Genomic DNA, 17,882 nt, shown 5'->3' with positions numbered 1-17,882 from the left:
AACGCCCGCCGGCCCGATGCGCAAAGGCTAATTTCGGCCGGTTCCCGGTGGGTAGGGGAACTGTTCCCGCCGAGCCGGGAATCTCGCCGACGTCACCGGCCGCCCGGCGGCGAACACCCTGACCAACCCGGGGATCGCGTAGCGGCCCGCCACGTCGGCACGGTACAGGAGCCCCGCGTCCACAATGGACTCCAGGAGCTCGTCGGCGGTCTCGAGGGCGGCACCCGTCGCCGCCGCGACGGCGGCCGGCGTCGTCCAGTCCGCGTCGAAGTGGCGGAACACCGCACGCCCGGCCGCGGAAAGGCCCTCGTAGGCCGCGGCGAACCGGTCGCGCAGGTCGACGTCCCCGACACTGAGGCTCGCCAGCAGCCGTTCGCCGCCGGACAGCCGGCCCGCCGTGGCGGCGAACGTCCGTTCCGGCCGCGCCGCCATCCTGCGCCCGATGATGCTCACGGCCAACGGCAGATCGCCGCACAGCGCGGCGATCGCGTCCGCGGCGGCCGGTTCGGCGCGCACCCGGTGTTCGCCCGCGATCTTCCCCAGCAGCGCCAGCGATTCCGCCCGGCTGAAGGCGGCGAGCTCGACCCGGTGCACGTCCTCCAGGGCCGGCAGCCGGGCCCGGCTGGTCACCACGACCTGGCTGCGCGCGCTCCGGCCGAGCAGCGGACGCACCTGGGCCTCGGTGCCGGCGCCGCTCAGCAGCACGAACAGCCGCTGTTCGGCCAGCAGCGACCGGTACAGGTCCACGCGGTGCGCCGGGTCGTCCGGGGCGAGACGAGCCGGCACACCCAGCGCCCGCAGGAAACCCCGCACGATGGCGTCCGCCGAGCGCGCACCGGCCCCGCGGGCACTCAGGTCGGCGTAGAGCTGCCCGTCCGGGAAGCCCGGCGCGACCTCCTCGGCCAGCCGCAACGCGAACGCGGTCTTCCCGGCCCCGATCGGCCCGGTGACGAGCACCGGCGCCTTCCCCGCCCCGCCGGCCCCGATCACCGCGGCAGCGGCCGCCAGCTCGGCTTCCCGCCCGACGAAGGTCCTCGACCCCGGCGGCAGCTGCGCCGGCCGCACGGGGTGCGTGCGCGTCTTCGGTGTCTCGTCACCGCTCTTCCCCGCGATGCTCCGCCAACGCCGCTCCCAGGCGTGGCGGTCACCGCCGCAGGCGGACACGAACGCCAGCGTCACGGCGAGCGTGGGCAACCGCCGCCCACTGGCGGCACTGGACAACACCGACGGCGCGAAGTGCGCGGCTCGCGCGAGCTCCCGGTAGCTGGCGTTCCCGGCCCGGCTCCGCAAGACCCGCAGCTCATGAGCGAACGCGGCGATCGGTCCGGCGGAGGGGTCCAGCGGGCGTTCTGGCCGACCCATGCCCTCTCCCTATGGCTGAGCTCACTGCTACAGGGGCAACGAGCTTTACCACAGATACAAAGGCAAGTTACGCCGCCGCGGATGGCCCGATCGGCGTAACCCCGATGGCAGGAAACGGCGTGTTTTTCCGGTCACCACAACGCCGTCAACCGGTTCTCTGCACACCGTGCAGCGCGCCGCACGGACCAGCCGGGCCGGAAACCACGCTGTATCACCGCACTCCCCCGGCGGCTCTGCACACCGAGGAGGAAACCCCATGAACCTGTCCCGTTCCCGCCGGGTGATCGCGGTGCTGGCCCTCGGCGTGGCCGGCTGCTCGGCCCCGGCCACCCCCGGCACCCCGGCCACCACCCACCCCGACGTCACCACCACCGAACCCGCACCGACGGCTCCCGGCACCGAACCGAGCGACCCGGAACAACCCCGGACCAGCGACCACGACATCGCCATCTCGATCCCCGAACTGCCGATCGGCGGGAACGCCGATCCCGCCGGGACCGGCACACTGTGCGCGATCGCCGGCTGGCTGCAACCGGACGCGCTACCGGACACGGGCGTGACGGTCACCCGGGTCTGGGCCGACCCCCCGAACGGCTTCCGCGTCGGCGGCGCCTGCGGTGGGAAGCCCCGGTGCGCCGGCTACACCTTCCGCCCCGGCGACGGCAAGTGCTCCGTCACGATCACCGGCCCCGGCACCGCCGAAGGCGCGCAACTGAAGTTCGCCGGCGGCTTCCCCTGCACTCCCGCACGGGAAAGCTCCTGCCGGGAGCTCAAAAACCGGATCAACCCCGGCTCGATCGGCCTGTCCCAGCCCGACCCACCCAGCCCGACCGGGTGACCCAGTGGAGGAGAACAGCCGGCTCGACCGACTCGTCGAAGCCGGCAAGGCCGTCATCCCGCCGCTGACACTGCTCAGCGCACTGCTGTTCTACTTCGGCTACGTCTCGGCCCGGTCGCAGTACGAGTACTTCGGCGTCGACGTCGACACGATCGGGCTCGGCACCCAGGACTACATCATGCGCAGCCCGCAGCCACTGCTGACCCCGTTGCTGCTGTTCGCCGCGGCCGGCGCCGGCGCGGTCGCGGCGCACGCGGCGATCCGGCGCCGGATCCACCCCGAGGCCTCCCCCCGGACGGTCCGCCGGATGCGCCGGCTGGCCCGAGCCGGGCAAGTGGCCGGGCTGACCGCTCTCGCCGCCAGCCTCCTGCTGCTCCTCGCCTACCCGTTCCTGCGCGACTGGCGGCTCTACGGACTCGTGACCCCGCTGCTGATCGCCACCGGCGGCACACTGCTCGGCGCCGGCTCGGCCCTCGGCCGCCTCCTGCGGCCACCCGCGCCCCCGGCACCGTTCCGCCGCACCTCGACGACGCTCGTGTACCTCGTCGTCGCCGTCAGCGCGTTCTGGACCACCGCCACCGTCGCGCAGTGGTCCGGCCGCGGCCTCGCGATGGACCAGGCCAACCGCCTCGGCCGACTGCCCAGCGTCATCCTCGACACGAAGGAAAGCCTCTTCCTGCGCAGCCCCGGCGTGCAGGAAACGAAACTGCCGCCCTCCGAAGGCCAGACGTTCCACTACCGGTACCGCAACCTGCGCCTGCTCATCCACGGCAAGGACCGCATGTTCCTCGTCGCCGACCACTGGTCGGCGAGCAACACCACGATCATCGTGCCCCTCGACGACTCGGTCCGCGTCCAGTTCCAGTTCCAGAACCAGCCACCCTGACCCGCCGCCACGGCGCGCGCGTGGCCGGTTCCGCCGCCGCGGAACCGGCCACCCTCCCCCTTCAGCCAAGCAGCCCCACCCGGGACAGCTCGACCGGCGCCGACGTGACCGCCAAGGCGTGCACCGCCATCCCCGCGCCCGGCCGCACCGCAGCCGCCGGCAGCTCGTAAGCGTCCGCCGCGTCGACGTCGACCTGGTAGCCGAGATCCGCCAGGGAAGCCACCGTCAACCGGCTCAGCGGATTCGCGGCCCGACCGACGAAACCCGTCATCAGCTCGGTACCGAAAACCCGCTCCCGCCAGTGCACGTCCCGGGTACCCGGCCCGCCGGTGTCCTCCACCGGCACCCGCACCCCCTCGCCCGCCCCACGCAGCTTCTGGTACTCCGCCACCGCGGCCGGCCCGGCGAACGACGGATCACTGGTGCCCTTGCCGACCAGCAACCCCTTCGCACCCCAGAGCGAACCGATCCCGAGGACGTGCCCCATCTCGTGGGTGATCACGTCCCCCAGGACACCTGTCTCCTCCATCCTGGCCAGGTCCGCCTTGTCGAACGTCATCTCACCGCGGACCGGCAGCAGCGCCCACGCCTCCGGACCGGCCGGCCGCACGTGGGTGATGTGCGCCTGACCGAGCACGTGGCCGACGCCGTCGATGTCCGCGCCCTGCGCCACGATCAGCACGTCGTCGATCGGCACGCCGTCCAGCACGACGTCCGGCAGGTCACCCACGATCACCGTCGCCCACCGATCGGCAGCCGCGGCGAACGCGTCCTCCTGCGCCTGACTCAGCCCACCGGCGAACTCGACAGTGATGGTGAACGGGGACTCGGTACCCGTCAGCAACCGCGCCCGCGAAGCGTCGGCACGAGCGTTGTAGATCTTCGGTTCCGGCATGGTCGTTCCTTCCGCTGCGACAACTGTCCCGGTCAGAGCCCGCCACCACCCCGGCAGATACATCGGGCAACCAGCCGTATCTCCCGGACGCTTCGCGACTCCGATTCGGAGAAGGAAGGGGAAAACCGTGAGCCTCGTGCTGCTCGTCCTCGCGTTGACACTCGTGGTCGTACTCTGGCGCGTCCGCCGGCGCCGCCGCGCGCGCCACACCTCCGCGGTCCTGTCCGGACCGCCCGGCGGGGTGCCGACGTTCCGGATCGTCACCCTCGGGCTCCAGGGCTCCGGCAAAACCCTGCTGCTGACCGGCATCTACCGCCGGCTGCAGACCCCGGGCGACCGCGGCTTCTACCTGCGCGTACCCCACGAACAACTGATCGAACTGAACCGCTGGTACCGCAAAGCCGCCGACGTCGACGAAGAGTGGCCACGCGGCACGACCCGCGGCGAACTGCGCGAATTCGAATTCAGCGTCATGGCCGACGTCGGCGGCGCCACCGAACCGGTCGTCAAACTCGGCTACCTCGAATACCCCGGCGAACTGCTGACCGACCCCGACGCACCCGGCTCGACCGCACAAGCAACCCTGCTGCAGGCCATCGCCGGCGCCGACGCGCTCGTCGGCATCATCGACGGCTTCCGCCTCCTGCAAGCCGAACAAGGCGACCAACGCGGCACACTGATGCTCGAAGCCTCCCTCGACGCCATGATCAACGCCATGCTGCCGGTCCGCAGCCCGATCGTCTTCGTCATCACCAAGTGGGACCTGCTCGACCACCTGCACCCCGACGAAAACGAACGGCTCCGGATCGTCCGCGACCGCCTGCTGGCCACCCCCGGCTTCGCCGACCTCGTCCACGTGCACAGCACCCGGCGGATCGTGCGGCTGATCCCGGTGACCGCCGTCGGCCACGACTTCGCCGTCTACTCCGGCGGCACCGTCCGCAAGAAGCCCGGCGGCCGGTTCACCCCCGCCAACGTCGAAGCCCCCCTGTCCGTCGTGGTACCGGACATCCTCCGCCAGACCGAACTCGCCCTCGACCGCGCCACCCGCGCCGAACTGCTCGCCGCCGCGCAACGGCGCATGCGGATGGGCCCCGCCGAAGCACTCCGGACCCTCGGCAGCCACTTCACCGCCCACGCCGCCCGCGCCCTCGCCTCCGCCGTCGGCGCCGGCGTCATCGCCGAATCCGGCCTCATGCTCCTGCTCGACACCCTGCACCCGCACGACGACCCGGCCGAGCACGGCGCCCGGATGGCCCGCCTCGGCGAAGCCGACCGCCTGGCCGAGGACTACGTCCAAGCCCGGCGGCGCGTGGTCGGCGAACTGCAACGACAGGTCGCCGTCCTCGAAGCGAAACTGCCCGTCTCCCGCCTCGGCGGCGACCACCGGGGCACCTGGTGACCGGCCGCGCCTGGCCGTTCCTCATCGCCCGCGGACGGCGACGCGGCTACTCGGCCCTGCTCATCCCCGGCTTCCTCCGCGAACACGGCTTCCTCGAAGCCACCGCGACCCCGCTGGACGACCTGCCCACCCGGACCGCGGCCACACCCTACGGCACACTCGTCTGGACCGAACACCCCCTCACCGAAGCGGAAGCCCACGGCGAACCACGCGACGAATACGGCCGCCCGCTGGTACTGCTGCACGGACTCCTCAGCCCCGACGGCGACCCCGTGACCACCGGCCCCGCCCTCGCCCGGACCGAAGCGACCGCGCTCACGGTGTACCAGCGGTTCCTCGCCGACGAAGAAAGCTTCCGCGCCGAACGTTCGGAACCGTTCCCGATCGACGTCGCCGAGGTCATCCGCCCACCGGTCACCCCACCACCCCCACCACCACCGGCCCGGCACGGCCTGGCCTGGGCCACCGCCGGCGTGCTCGTCGCCGCGGGCGCGGTGGCGGCCGTGGCCTGGTTCACCTCGGGCAGCGACACCCCGCCCCCGCCGCCTAAGTGCGGCCCCGACGTCACCACCCCGACGACCGCCCCGCCGTCCCCGGCCGCGACCTGCCTGCGCGACGGCACCACCGTGACGTACTCACCCCCGCCGTCCGGACGCCACTGAAAACGAGGGGCCCCGGCGTGACAGCCGGGGCCCTCGTCTCACTGGCCGTGCTTCAGGCGGTCAACGCCGCAGCGTCAACAGGCCCGGCCGCCACGGCAGGCGGTTGTAGTCGCCACCCGCGCTCGGGTCCTTGCCCTGGTAGAGCAACTGCAGGTTGCACGGGTCGATCGTCTTCGTCTGATCCGGGTTCGTCCGCACCAGGTCACCGTGACTGATGTCGTTCGTCCAGGTCGCCCCGCTGTTGGCCTTGCCGGCGAACGGGTTGCTCTCACTGGCCGCCTGCGGCGTCCACGAACCACTCAGGCTGCTGGCGGTGAACGACCGGAAGTACCGGCCACCCGACCCCATCGCCTCGACGATCATCAGGTACTGGTTCTGCCCCTGGACCTTGTACACCTCGACCGCTTCGAACAGGTTCGCCTGCGTGTCGCTCATGACCGTGGTGTAGTTCGAACCGAAGCTGCCCGGGAAGTTCCCGATCGGCATGCTCGCCCGGTAGATCTTGCCGTTGTCACCGGCGAAGAACAGGTACATGTTCGAGCCGTCGGCGATCAGCGTCTGGTCGATCGGACCGGTCCCCGAACCGGAGATGCTGCCGGTGAACAGCGGCTGCGGCGCGGACCAGCCGTTCGGGTTGGTCGGGTCGCTCGAGGTGCGGTAGATGAACGGCCACTGACCCCACTGGTAGGCCAGCACCCAGATGTTCTTCGGCGCGAAGTAGAACAGCGTCGGGGCGACCGTGCCGGAGTTCGCCCCGTTCTGACCCGCCGAAGCCATGTCCGACCAGTTGGTGAACGGGCTGAACGCCATCGAGCCGTAGGAACCCGACGAGTTCACCGTGGACCCGTAGACCAGGTGCTGGCCGTTGTAGACCACGTTCGTGAAGTCCTTCAGCGAAAGCCACCCGTTCTTCGGCTGCGCCAGCGCACCCGAGGACGTCCACCGGTACGACGACGGCAGCGTGCAGCCGGTGCCGGTCGGCGTGGTGGTCGTCGTCGTGGTCGACGGCGAGCCGGACAGGCCCGTCCACTGCTGGTTGGTCCCGCCGTGGCAGGTCCACATCGCCACCGCGGTGCCGTTCGCCGTCGCGGCCCCGGTGACGTCCAGGCAGAGCCCGGACTGCACGCCGACCACCGAACCGTCGGCGTTCAGCCGCCACTGCTGGTTGGCCCCGCCGTGACAGGTCCAGATCTGCACCCGCGTGCCGGCGGTCGTCCCCGAACCGGCCACGTCCAGGCACTTGGTGCCGAAGACGGTCAGCTGCCCGCTCGCGGTCGAGGTCCACTGCTGGCCCGCACCGCCCGAGCAGTCGTAGATCTGCACCGCGGCACCGTCGGTCTGGCTGGCGTTCTGGACGTCGAGGCACCGACCCGAACCGACACCGCGCAGGGCCCCGGTCGTGTCGGCCTGTGCGGCACCGGCCCCGTACAACGCGGTCACCGCCACCGTCGCCGCGGCGGCCAGCACGGCCATCAGGTGCCGGCTCCTGCGGCTGAGATTTCTTTTCTTCATGACGATCTTCTCCCGGTCAGCTACCCGCCGTTGGACGGCCAGATCGGTATGCGCACGAGCACGACTGTTATCGCTAACATTCGTCGCGCAAGCCTGGACTTCGAGCGGCGCCATTGTCAATCCGCGAACACCACCGCGCGCACCGCCGAAGCCGGACGAAGGCGCTTTGCCTCCTCAACGCGCTGCGGAGCGTCCACACAGGACGCGCGCGCCGTGAAAGTTACATGGTCGCACGGCTTCGAAAGTTTCGTAATGCCTGCTCACGCCCCCGGCGTTGCCACCGCGGCAGCATCGCCGGCCGACCCCCTCGTCCTGGCGGTTTTGATGTTCGTCGCGTACTGATTTTTCAAAATCATCGACCGCTGTATAGGACGTTATACACTTTGTGTGCATGACTGGAGGAATATCTCGGGAAAGCTGCGGGGCATGTTTTTCCCGGACGCCCTTCCGCTCGAATTCACTGACAGGCAAGGATCTTCGGCCGGGACAGCCCGGTTGGCGGAATGCGCCTACCCTGTTGGCCGCGTCAGTTCCGGCCCCGTTTCGGGTACCGTCGACCGGTCGTTCGCCGCCTGTTGTCCGGTACCCGATCGAGCGGAGGCCCGTTGAAGATCCTGCTGTTGTGCTCGGCGTTCAACGGACTCAGCCAGCGGGCCTGGCTCGCCCTGCGCGATCGCGGTCACCGCGTGTCGGTCCGGATCGTGCGCGATTCCCGGGAGATCGCCGAGGCCGCGGCCGCCGCGGATCCGGAGCTGATCCTCTGCCCGTTCCTGCGGCAGCGGGTGCCCGACGAGGTCTGGCGGCGCCACCGCACGATCATCATCCACCCCGGCCCCGAAGGGGACCGTGGCCCGTCGGCGCTCGACTGGGCGATCATGGACGCCGAACCCACCTGGGGCGTCACCGCCCTGCAGGCGACCGGGGACCTCGACGGCGGCCCTGTCTGGGGCACGCGGGTGTTCCGGATGCCGTCCGATCCGCCGCGCAAGAGCACCCTCTACAACACCCAGGTGTCCGATGCGGCGATGAGCCTGATCGGCGAGGTCGTGACCAAGGCCGGAGACCCCGCCTTCGCGCCGCGGCGCCAGAGTGCCGGTGCGGGCGTCGAACGCCCGCTGGTCCGGCAGGCCGACCGGGCGTTCTCCTGGGATGAGCCGACCGCCCGGATCCTGCGTCGCATCCGGGCCGCGGACGGCCGTCCCGGCGTGCACACCGAGCTGGCCGGGGTCCCGGTGGCGGTGTTCGACGCCCATCCCGGGGAGGCCGGTCCCGGCGAGCCCGGCACCATCGCGGCCCGCGGCCAGGGTGCCGTGCTGGTCCGCACCGGCGACGGCGCGCTGTGGATCGGGCAGGCGCGGCGGCTGGCTCCCGACGCGCCGGGCACGACGGTCAAGCTGCCTGCGGTGCTCGCTCTCGGCGAAAGCGTCCCCGAGGTGCCCGTGGCCGCCGTCCCGCCGAGCCTCCGCGAGATCCGCTACCGGCGGCTGGGCCGGGTGGGGTGGGTGCAGTTCGCGTTCCACAACGGCGCGATGTCCACCCGCCAGTGCCGTCGGCTGGCCGCGGCGGTGCGCCACGCCGCGGCGCAGGACACCAGCGTCCTGGTCCTGGCCGGCGGCGAGGTGTTCTCCAACGGGATCCACCTGGGTGTCATCGACGCCCACCCGAACCCCGCGGCGGAGGCCTGGCGGAACATCACCGCGATCGACGACCTGTGCCGGGAGATCATCGACTGCACCGGCCAGCTGGTGGTCTCCGCGCTCGCCGGGGACGCGGGTGCGGGTGGTGTCATGCCCGCCCTCGGCGCCGACGAGGTGATCGCCAGGGACGGTGTCCTGCTCAACCCGCACTACCGCAAGATGGGGCTGTACGGCTCGGAGTACTGGACCTACGTGCTGCCGCGCCGGGCCGGCCAGGAGCAGGCCCACCGGCTGACCACCGACTGCGAGCCGATCACCGCGGCCGGAGCGGCCGAGCTCGGGCTGGTCGACCACCTGACAGGCGGCGACCGCGCGGAGTTCGCCGCGGCCGTGCTCGACCACGCCACCGAGCTGGCCGCCGGCGGGCGAGCGGACGCCCTGGTCCGCCGCAAACAGGCGGCGCGCGAGGCCGACGAGCAACGGCGGCCGCTGGAGACCTACCGGGTCCGGGAGCTCGCCGAGATGAGCCAGGACATCTTCGACGACCGGCACGGGTTCGCGGGCGCCAGGCGGGCCTTCCTCACCGGCCGGGCCGCCGGCCCGGCGCCGGAGCCGCCACTCCTGCCGTCGCCGCGGCTGCCGCGGATGACTTCGGTCGGCTGAGCAGGCGGCGACGGCACCGCGCCGGACGGCACCGAGTCCACTCCCCCGGTCCCAGCTCGAAACGCCCCGAGAGCCACACATTTCGATCGGAAGAACGAAACCAGAATCGGCGCAACCGTTGTTCGGCCGGTTGCCGCCGCCGTTCTGCTCCGTCCGCCGTGCGACTTCCCGAAAGTGCAGCGTCTCGGGTTTGTCGAATTTCCACCGGGTCACCGGCCAGTTCATGAATCGTTTTTGACGGCCGGAACCCGCTGCGCCGAACGGATCATCACCTCGACCTGGGCCGTTACGAGCGTTTCCGCTTCGGGACCATACCGTGACCTTCCGGGGTCCTCCGGACTGAAACACGCGGGCGGTATGCGGCGATTAGTACAGCGGGTGACCATCTCGCTACGGGAAACGGAGCAGGGGGCTGGGCCACCCGCACGAGAGCTGGTTCCCCCGGTTCGCGAGGGGGCCGGACCATTTCTGGCGGACGGGGAGAAGATGCGCCGGACATTCGTCGTCGCCGACTTCGGTCGTCCCGCGGGCTACGAAGACCGGCTGAAACGGGTGCTCCACGATTTGCACGACGGGCTCGGGCCGACACTCACCGCCGCCGTTCTCGGGCTGCGTGCCGCCCGGGACCTGATCGCGCGAGACCGCGCGGGCACCGAGCACCTGCTGGCCCGGCTCGAAGAGGAGCTCTACGGCGCGATCACCGACCTGCGGCGGATCGTCGCCGACGCGCGGCCCCCCGCCCTCGACGAAGCCGGGCTGGTGGTGGCCGTGCGCCGGTACGCCGCCACGCTCACCGCGCGGGTGCCCGCCGAACACGGCCCGCTGAGCGTGGCCGTCGAGGTCCGCGGCGACCTGCCGCCGCTGTCGGCGGAGGTCGAGGTGACCGCCTACCGGATCATCCGCGAGGCGCTGGTGAACGTCGCCCGCCACTCCGGGGCCCGCGAGTGCACCGTGCACCTGTGGCCGCGGGACGGCGACCTGCACGTGGAGATCGTCGACGACGGCGTGGGCACCGACGGCGAGGCCCTGCCCGCGGTCGGCGGCACCGGGCTGCGTTCGATGCGGGAACGCGCCGGCGACCTCGGCGGCGGCTGCCGGGTCGAGCCGGTCTCCTCCGGCGGCACGCGGATCGCCGCGTGGCTGCCGATCGCCGCGGGGAAGTGAAGCGTGTTCGGAGCCCTGCGCGTCCTCGTCGTCGACGACCACCCCGTCTTCCGGGCGGCGCTCTGCGCGATGCTCGACGCCACCGACGGGATGGAGGTCGCCGGCGAGGCGGCCGACGGCCTGACCGCGGTCGCCGACGCGGCCCGGCTGGAACCCGACGTCATCCTGATGGACCTGAACCTGCCGGACCTCGACGGGGTCGAAGCGACCCGGCGGATCGTGAGCGCCAGTCCGCACACCGGCGTGCTGATGCTGACCATGTTCGAGAACGAGGCCGCGGTGTTCGCCGCCATGCGCGCGGGCGCCCGCGGCTACCTGCTCAAGGGCGCGCGCAACGAGCAGATCATCCGCGCGGTCCGGGTGATCGGTGACGGCGAGGCCATCTTCAGCCCGGCCATCGCCACCCGGGTGCTGTCGCTGCTGGGGACGGCGACCCCGCGCGACGAGTCGTTCCCGCGGCTCACCCTGCGCGAGAAGGAGATCCTGCGGCTGGTGGCGCTGGGCATGGGCAACGCGTCGATCGCCGAGGAACTGGTGCTGAGCCAGAAGACCGTGCGCAACCACGTGTCCCACATCTTCCGCAAGCTCCGCGTCACCGACCGCTCCCAGGCCATCGCGAAGGCCCGGGAGGCCGGCATTGCCCGATCGGAGTAAGGAAAGCGGGACAGGTCGGGACTCCATGTCCCTGTTCGGCGAGCGCCCGCACCACGATCCTGGGGGTTGAGCGATCCGATGTCGTTCGAGGGAGGGCTTTCACGATGATCACCGACCAGGTTCCGGTGCTGCTGCACGCCACCGACACCATCACCCACGCGGGCGTCACGGCCGCGCTGCGGTCACGCCCCGAGATCCGCTTCGCCGACGAGGGCTCCGACGAGCCCGCCGTGGTGCTGGTCATCGTGGAGCGGCTGAACACCGAGGCCCGGCAGCTGCTGCGCAGCCTCCAGTGCGCCGGTCACGCCGGCGTAGTCCTGGTCGCCGGGGAGGTGGAGGATTCGGAGCTGCTCGACGTCGTCGGCAACGGGGTGTCGGCGATCATCCGCCGGGCCGACGCCACCCCGGACACCCTGGTGCGGCTGGTCAAGGCCGCGGCCGCCGGCGAAGGCGCGCTGCCGCCGGACCTGCTGGGCCGCCTGCTGTCGCGGGTGTCCCGGCTGCAGCGGGACGTGCTCCACCCGAACGGGTGGGACCTCGCCGGGATGTCCCAGCGGGAGACCCGGGTGCTGCGGCTGGTCGCCGACGGGTTCGAGACCAAGGAGATCGCCGACCAGCTGAGCTACTCGGAGCGGACGGTGAAGTCGATCCTGCACGACATCACCAACCGCTTCCAGCTCCGCAACCGCGCCCACGCGGTGGCGTTCGCCATGCGCGAAGGGCTGATCTAGCACGACCGCCTACTCGACCCGGCCGGAGAAGGACACCGACGGGGTGCAGTGGCCCCGGTCGGCCGGGTTCTGGCAGCTGACCGCGAGCACGATCTTCTCCCCCGGCTGGAACCGCCAGGCCTGCAGCCAGTGGTGGTCCAGGTCGCGGAAGTTCGACAGCCCGACCTCCAGCAGGACCGTCTTGGTGCCGCCGGAATCCCGCAGCAGCCGCAGGGTTCCGGTGTCACCACGCGGGTTCTGCAGGATCAGGTCGGTGATCACCAGCGTCTTGCCCGCGTCCGGCAGCGTGTAGGGGAACTCGGCGAACCGGTTGACGTTCGAGTCGATCTTCGCGTCCGCGGCCACCCGGAAGTCCGTCGGCGTCCCGTCGGCGGCGGCGTTCGAGACGCGGGTCGGGGGCGTGCCACCGGGACCGGTGCCCGGCGGTGCCGGGTTGTCGCCCGGCGGGGTCAGGCCGACGGCCTTCATCGCCTGCTCGGAGTTCTGCTTGGCCTGGTCGGCGTTCTTCTTCGCCTGGTCCGCGCCGGCCCCGGCGTCCTGCGCGGCCTTCACGATCTCCTGGTTCTGCTCCTGCGCGGCCTCGCGGGCAGCCGACTTCACCGCCGGCCGCAGCACGGTGAACCACAGGGTCAGCAGGGCGAGCAGGGCCACGAGCAGCGCGATGAGCGCCGGCAGCAGCCACTTCGGCAGCAGCTGCCGCTGCACCATGGTGCCTTCGGTCTTGAGCGGCTCGGCGCCGTCGGCGGTGACGAACACCTGGAAGCGGTGCCGGACGGACGGCCCGCGCAGGAAGCGCTTCCGCGGCTTGGCCCGCATCCGGACGAACGCGGCGGTGCCCGGCGCCAGGTCGGCGCGCTCGCGCTCGAGCCGGAAGTCCAGCTCGTCCTCGGGGTCCAGCGGGCTGAGCTCGACCGACACCGGCCGGTTGCCGCGGTTGTCCACGGCGACCTCGAAGTCGGCCTTGGAGCTGCCCTCGACCTTGGCCGGCACGATCTCGGCGGTCACGTCGGTGAAGGCGCCGAGCTGGACGGTGCCCTCTTCGACGACCGAGCCGGCCGGGTCCTCGCTGGAGAACACCCGGACGCCGAACGGGATCGTCCCGGCGGGAACGTCGGAGGACCGCGGCGGCGCGAACCGCACGGTGACCGTCCCGGTCTCCCCCGGCATGAGGTTGACCGTCGCCGGTTCCGCGGTGGCCCAGCCACTCGCGTCGCCGACGACGTCGATCGCGAACTGGTCGACGACCTGCCCGGCGTTCCGGACGGTCACCGTGCAGCTCGTCTCCTGGCCGGGTTCCGCGACCAGGCCGGCCTCGGACAGCGTCGCCGTTGCTCCCATGCGCGAAGTCTCCCTTTCGTGTCACCGGTCCGGCACCAGCGGACGGGTGTGCGGCCGTGCGTCCCTGGTTGCCCGTACGGGCAACCGGCCCGGAGCCGGTCAGCCGCGGGTGATGAACGGGGGTTGTTCGGTGCGCAGCACCACGAGGATCTGGTTCGACTGCACCGTCCCGAACTTCGGCCCGCTCACCGGCGTCACCGCCACCGTGCGCGGCCCGATCAGGTCGTGGTGGAAGAGCAGGAACTGCGCCTCGAACTTCCCGTCGACGCCCACGGTGGCCAGGCCCGGGTCCGGCGAGATGCCTGCCGACCAGGCCAGCCGGACGGTGGCGCCCGGCGGGAAGTCCGTCCCCGTCACCCGCGGGACGGATCCCAGCGGGCCGACGCCCGGGTCCACGGTGACCACCGGCCGGCGGATCACCACCCGCCCGCTCGCCGTGTTGTCGCGGGAATCGGTGTCCGGCCCGCTCGTGCTGACCGTGCCCGACACCGGTGCGTCGGCCGCGGCACCGGCCGCCAGCGAGATCCGGACCTCGACGGTCTGGCCGGGCGCGAGCGTCCCGAGCGCGCAGCTGCCGCCGTCGGGCGTGCAGCCCGTGGCCACCGAGGTCGCGGGCAGCTGCGGCGGCAGCTGGGTGACCAGGCGGACGTTCGGCATCGGCGCCCCGGAACCGTTGTGCACCAGGAAGGTCAGCACGACGTCGTCGCCGCCGACGAACAGCGGGACGGCCGACACCGCCAGCCCCACCGACAGCGATCCCGGCGTGACCGGGGGCAGCGGCTTCTCGGCGACGGTGACCACCGCCGTGGCGGAGTTGTCCCGCGCGTCGGCGTCCGGGCCCGCGGTGGTCACGGTGCCGGTCGCGGCCTGCGGCCCGGACACCGCGCCGGTGGCGCTGAACCGCACCCGCGGGCTCGCACCCGGCGCGAGCGTGCCGAAGGCGCAGACGAGGTCCGGCGTGCAGGTGCCCGCGGTGGTGATCGGCGCCTGCGGGCGCAACCCGGGGGTCAGCCGGACGAACAGCCCGACGCCGGGCGACGCGGCGACGCCGTGGTTGGTGACCACGAATTCGAAGGTCGTCAGCCCGTCGAACGGGATGGCGGGCGGGACGGCGGTGGCGGTCACCCCGAGGTCGGCGACCCGCTGGAACGCCGGCTGCGAAGCACCGCCCGGCCCGGCGATCAGGACCGCCGTCGGGCCTCCGGCCGCCGGCACGGTCAGGATGCCCGGCCGGGACTCCGACGGCGCGCTGTCGAAGGCGACCAGCGTGCCGTCCGGCGACCAGGCCGGGTCGTCCACCGTTCCGGCGTCCGGCACCAGCACGCGCGCGGCTCCGCCGTCGGCGGGGGCGACGCAGAGCTGACGGCGGTCGTTGTGGAACACGAGCGCGGTGCCGTCCGGCGAGACGTCCGCCGAGCCTTGGCGCCCGGTGCCGCACGGCGTCCCGAACGACGGCGAAAGGTCCCGCTGGGTCCCGGCGCTGACGCTGTCCGGGCCCGAGGTCAGGGCCACCTGCCAGAGCTCCTGCCGGAACTCCCCGCCCGGGTCGACGGAGATGACGGCGGTCTCGGTGGCGGTGCCGTTGCGCCCGGTCGCCGTGCACGTCACGGTGGTGGCGCCGACCGGGAAGAGGCTGCCGGACGAAGGGGTGCAGAACGGCGTGAGCACCGTTTCGCGGTCGGCGTCGATCGCGGTCGCCGGGTACTCGACGACCGTCGGCGCGGTGCCGGTGACGGTCTTGTCGTGCACGGTGATCAGCGGCAGCCGCGGATCCTTCACCCGGACGGTGACGTCCTCGGTGTAGCCGGGACGGACGGTGTTCTCGCCGTCGATCCGGAACTCCACGCGGCAGTGCAGGACGGCGCCGAGGGGCGCGGTCGGCGCGACGGCGGCGATTTCGGTGAAGTTCGCGTTCGTGCCGCCCGGCACCTGCTGCGTTCCTTCGGGGTCGAAGGTCAGCGTCAGCCCCGGGTCGCAGAACGGCACCGGCAGCACCTTCACCTTCAGGTCACCGATCTTCTCGGCGATCACGGCGCTGATGTTTCCCGGGTCGGTGCTGGCGATCACCCCGTCGGTCCCGTCGACCACCTGGGTCGCCTGGTGCGCCGGGTCGCTGTCGAGGCCACCGCCACCGCCGGCGGCCGACACCGCGACCACCCGGATGCCTTGCGCCTTCAGGTGCGCGATCGCCTGGGCGAGCGTCACGCCCTGGTCGGGGTGCTGGGGAACGCCGCTGGGGTCGTGGCTCGGCGCGTCGCCGACCAGCACGACGATCTTGCTGCTGTCCGGCCGGAAGGTGACCGCGCCCGTGGCGACCCGGTCGAGGGCGTAGATCCAGTCCTCCGGGGTGTCCCCGCCACCGAACGGCGTGATCCTGGTGAAGGCGGCCTTGACGTCGTCCTGGTTCTTCGTGAGGTCCTGCTGCACCTGGAAGAGGCGGCCGTGCGGGTTGTTCGCGTCGACGACGTCGTCGCGGTCGCCGAACGCCACGGCGGCGTACTGGGCTTCCGGCTGCGCCGCGGTGATGGTGCCCATCACCTGGGTCAGGTTGGTCTGCATGTCCTTCAGGGCGGTCCCCATCGAGCTGGTCTGGTCCATCAGCAGCACGATGTCGGGCCGGGCGGGCACCTTGTCCGTCGGCACGGTCTTGCGGATCGACGCCGACGAGCCCTGCCCGACCGGGATGTCGACCACCCCGGGGTCCACTCTGGACGGAGGGGGCGGCGCGATCCGCGCGGCCGCGCGGGTCAGCGTGACCTTCGTGCCGTCGGCGGACCACACCGGCTGCGAGTCGCTGCCGGACAGGTACGGGGGCAGCGGGATCTCGCCGAGGACCTTCCCGTCCGCGACGCGGGCGATCCGCACGGTGTCGATCGGGGTTTCACTCCGGATTTCGGTGTTGGTGAAGGCGATCATCGTGCCGTCCGGGGACCAGGCCGGGTGCTGCTCGCGCTTGATCCGGTCGACCCGGCCGGTCAGCTCGCGGGGCGCGCTGCCGTCGGCGTTCGCCACGACGACCGCGGTCGCCACCGCATCGCCGGGGCCGGCCTGGGTGTAGGCCAGCTGCGTTCCGTCGGCGGAGAAGGCCGGGTCGAACTCGTCGGCGCCGGGGCGGTTGGTGAGGTCGCGGCGGTCGCCGCCGGTGGCGTCCGCGCTCCAGATGTCCGTGCTGCCGCCCGAGCGCAGTTCGGTGAACACCGGACGGCCGTCGGCGCGGAACGTCGGCTCGGTCTCGCCGGTGCCGGACAGCGCCGAGATGACCGAGACCTTGCCGCCCTGGACCTGCTTGACGTCGCCGAGCGGGTCCTGCGCGCGGGTCGTGAAGGCCAGCCGGGTGCCGTCGGGCGACCACGCCGGCTCCGCCGAATCACCGGGGTCGGGGACGGCGCGGGTGACCGCCCCGCCGGTTTCGGCCACCAGCGCCACGTCGCCCGCCGGGTGGAAGCGGGTGGTGGTGAACGCGATCCGCGCGAGTCCCCACGCGGGCTGGGTGTCGGCAGCCGGGTCGGCGGTCAGGCGGGTGGGCGTCCCGCCGGCGGCCGGCACGGTGTAGATGTCCCCGGCCGGGTCGTCGCGGGTGCTGCTGAACGCCAGCCGGGTGCCGTCGGGCGACCAGCTCGGCGAGTCGTCGCTCGCCGGGCCGGACGTCACCTGGCGCAGGCCGCGGCCGTCCACGCCGATCACGAAGAGCTTCCGGCTGCCGGTGCGTTCGGAGGCGAACGCGACCGTGCGGCCGTCCGGCGACAGCGCCGGGCGGAGGTCGGCGGCGTCGTCGTCGGTCAGCCGCACGGCCGCCGAGGTCCCGTCGCGGAGGTAGAACAGCTCGCCGTCGCGTTCGGCGCTGCCGGCGGCGGCGCGGTGGCTCACCCACACGATCCCGCCGGTTCCCGCCGACGCGTCGGAGTCGACGCCGCCGGCCCCGCCGGGGAGCGCGGGTTCGGCGCCTTCGCCGGTCGCCTGGTAGAGGCTGGTGGTGGCCGCGCTGACGTACCCGACGCGGTACGGCGCGGCCGCCGGGGCCGGCGCCTGGGCCTCGGTCGGCGCGAGCGCGCCGCTGATCGCCCAGCCGGCGAGCACCGCGACGACCGCGGTCCCCGCCACCGCTCGGTTCGCGCGCATGGTCGGTCCTCCCCAAGGT

General features: G+C 72.3%; 13 protein-coding genes. 8 read left to right on the top strand and 5 right to left on the bottom strand.

The features are described from left to right. Nucleotides 1–27: 27 nt before the first annotated feature. Nucleotides 28–1,362, bottom strand: a complete 1,335-nt coding sequence (locus HUT10_RS01655; protein ID WP_254896610.1) for an ATP-binding protein — start codon at nt 1,360–1,362, stop codon at nt 28–30. Nucleotides 1,363–1,618: 256 nt separating this feature from the next. Here HUT10_RS01655 and HUT10_RS01650 point away from each other — a divergent pair, with 256 nt between their 5' ends. After that, complete coding sequence (locus HUT10_RS01650) at nt 1,619–2,200, top strand: hypothetical protein (protein ID WP_176169558.1); 582 nt, start codon at nt 1,619–1,621, stop codon at nt 2,198–2,200. A gap of 4 nt (nt 2,201–2,204) precedes the next feature. Next, nucleotides 2,205–3,086: a hypothetical protein gene (locus tag HUT10_RS01645; protein WP_176169557.1), complete on the top strand. Its 882-nt coding sequence runs from the start codon at nt 2,205–2,207 to the stop codon at nt 3,084–3,086. Between the two features lie 61 nt (nt 3,087–3,147). Here HUT10_RS01645 and HUT10_RS01640 read toward each other — a convergent pair whose 3' ends face one another. Continuing rightward, nucleotides 3,148–3,981: a leishmanolysin-related zinc metalloendopeptidase gene (locus HUT10_RS01640; protein WP_176169556.1), complete on the bottom strand. Its 834-nt coding sequence runs from the start codon at nt 3,979–3,981 to the stop codon at nt 3,148–3,150. Nucleotides 3,982–4,108: 127 nt separating this feature from the next. Here HUT10_RS01640 and HUT10_RS51735 point away from each other — a divergent pair, with 127 nt between their 5' ends. Together HUT10_RS51735 and HUT10_RS01630 are read left to right on the top strand one after the other, a co-directional pair. Further along, entirely contained in the window at nt 4,109–5,383 is a 1,275-nt protein-coding gene (locus HUT10_RS51735) for a hypothetical protein (protein WP_176169555.1), read from the top strand. Next, nucleotides 5,380–6,045, top strand: a complete 666-nt coding sequence (locus HUT10_RS01630) for a hypothetical protein (RefSeq protein WP_176169554.1) — start codon at nt 5,380–5,382, stop codon at nt 6,043–6,045. Before HUT10_RS51735 ends, HUT10_RS01630 begins: the two co-directional genes overlap by 4 nt. A gap of 60 nt (nt 6,046–6,105) precedes the next feature. On the opposite strand, the gene HUT10_RS01625 is transcribed toward HUT10_RS01630, so the two are convergent. Then, nucleotides 6,106–7,557, bottom strand: a complete 1,452-nt coding sequence (locus tag HUT10_RS01625; RefSeq protein ID WP_176169553.1) for a non-reducing end alpha-L-arabinofuranosidase family hydrolase — start codon at nt 7,555–7,557, stop codon at nt 6,106–6,108. Between the two features lie 605 nt (nt 7,558–8,162). On the opposite strand from HUT10_RS01625, the gene HUT10_RS01620 reads away from it, so the two are divergent. The 4 genes from HUT10_RS01620 (at nt 8,163) to HUT10_RS01605 (ending at nt 12,406) form a co-directional block, all read left to right on the top strand. Next, nucleotides 8,163–9,857, top strand: coding sequence for an enoyl-CoA hydratase-related protein (locus HUT10_RS01620; protein WP_254896609.1), 1,695 nt, complete (start codon nt 8,163–8,165; stop codon nt 9,855–9,857). 486 nt (nt 9,858–10,343) lie between these two features. After that, the gene (locus HUT10_RS01615) at nt 10,344–11,021 is read left to right on the top strand and encodes a sensor histidine kinase (RefSeq protein WP_176169552.1); all 678 of its coding nucleotides are present in this window, start codon (nt 10,344–10,346) and stop codon (nt 11,019–11,021) included. Between the two features lie 3 nt (nt 11,022–11,024). After that, on the top strand, nt 11,025–11,675 hold the full coding sequence (locus HUT10_RS01610; protein WP_176169551.1) for a response regulator transcription factor: 651 nt from the start codon (nt 11,025–11,027) through the stop codon (nt 11,673–11,675). A gap of 104 nt (nt 11,676–11,779) precedes the next feature. Further along, the gene (locus tag HUT10_RS01605) at nt 11,780–12,406 is read left to right on the top strand and encodes a response regulator transcription factor (protein ID WP_176169550.1); all 627 of its coding nucleotides are present in this window, start codon (nt 11,780–11,782) and stop codon (nt 12,404–12,406) included. A 9-nt stretch (nt 12,407–12,415) separates the two neighbouring features. Here HUT10_RS01605 and HUT10_RS01600 read toward each other — a convergent pair whose 3' ends face one another. Next, entirely contained in the window at nt 12,416–13,744 is a 1,329-nt protein-coding gene (locus HUT10_RS01600) for a hypothetical protein (protein ID WP_176169549.1), read from the bottom strand. 99 nt (nt 13,745–13,843) lie between these two features. Next, nucleotides 13,844–17,863 (bottom strand): VWA domain-containing protein, encoded by a 4,020-nt coding sequence (locus tag HUT10_RS01595; protein ID WP_176169548.1) that lies wholly within the window; start codon nt 17,861–17,863, stop codon nt 13,844–13,846. Nucleotides 17,864–17,882 lie beyond the last annotated feature (19 nt).

The organism is Amycolatopsis sp. Hca4 (assembly GCF_013364075.1).
Classification (GTDB): Bacteria; Actinomycetota; Actinomycetes; order Mycobacteriales; family Pseudonocardiaceae; genus Amycolatopsis.
The sequence above is the reverse complement of the archived record's forward strand: the minus strand, read 5'-3'. Positions and strand labels throughout refer to the sequence as shown.

Coding starts and splice junctions, on each gene's coding strand:
- HUT10_RS01655 (WP_254896610.1), bottom strand. CDS start 1,362: ATGGGTCGGCCAGAACGCCCGCTGGACCCCTCCGCCGGACCGATCGCC.
- HUT10_RS01650 (WP_176169558.1), top strand. CDS start 1,619: ATGAACCTGTCCCGTTCCCGCCGGGTGATCGCGGTGCTGGCCCTCGGC.
- HUT10_RS01640 (WP_176169556.1), bottom strand. CDS start 3,981: ATGCCGGAACCGAAGATCTACAACGCTCGTGCCGACGCTTCGCGGGCG.
- HUT10_RS01625 (WP_176169553.1), bottom strand. CDS start 7,557: ATGAAGAAAAGAAATCTCAGCCGCAGGAGCCGGCACCTGATGGCCGTG.
- HUT10_RS01615 (WP_176169552.1), top strand. CDS start 10,344: ATGCGCCGGACATTCGTCGTCGCCGACTTCGGTCGTCCCGCGGGCTAC.
- HUT10_RS01605 (WP_176169550.1), top strand. CDS start 11,780: ATGATCACCGACCAGGTTCCGGTGCTGCTGCACGCCACCGACACCATC.
- HUT10_RS01600 (WP_176169549.1), bottom strand. CDS start 13,744: ATGGGAGCAACGGCGACGCTGTCCGAGGCCGGCCTGGTCGCGGAACCC.
- HUT10_RS01595 (WP_176169548.1), bottom strand. CDS start 17,863: ATGCGCGCGAACCGAGCGGTGGCGGGGACCGCGGTCGTCGCGGTGCTC.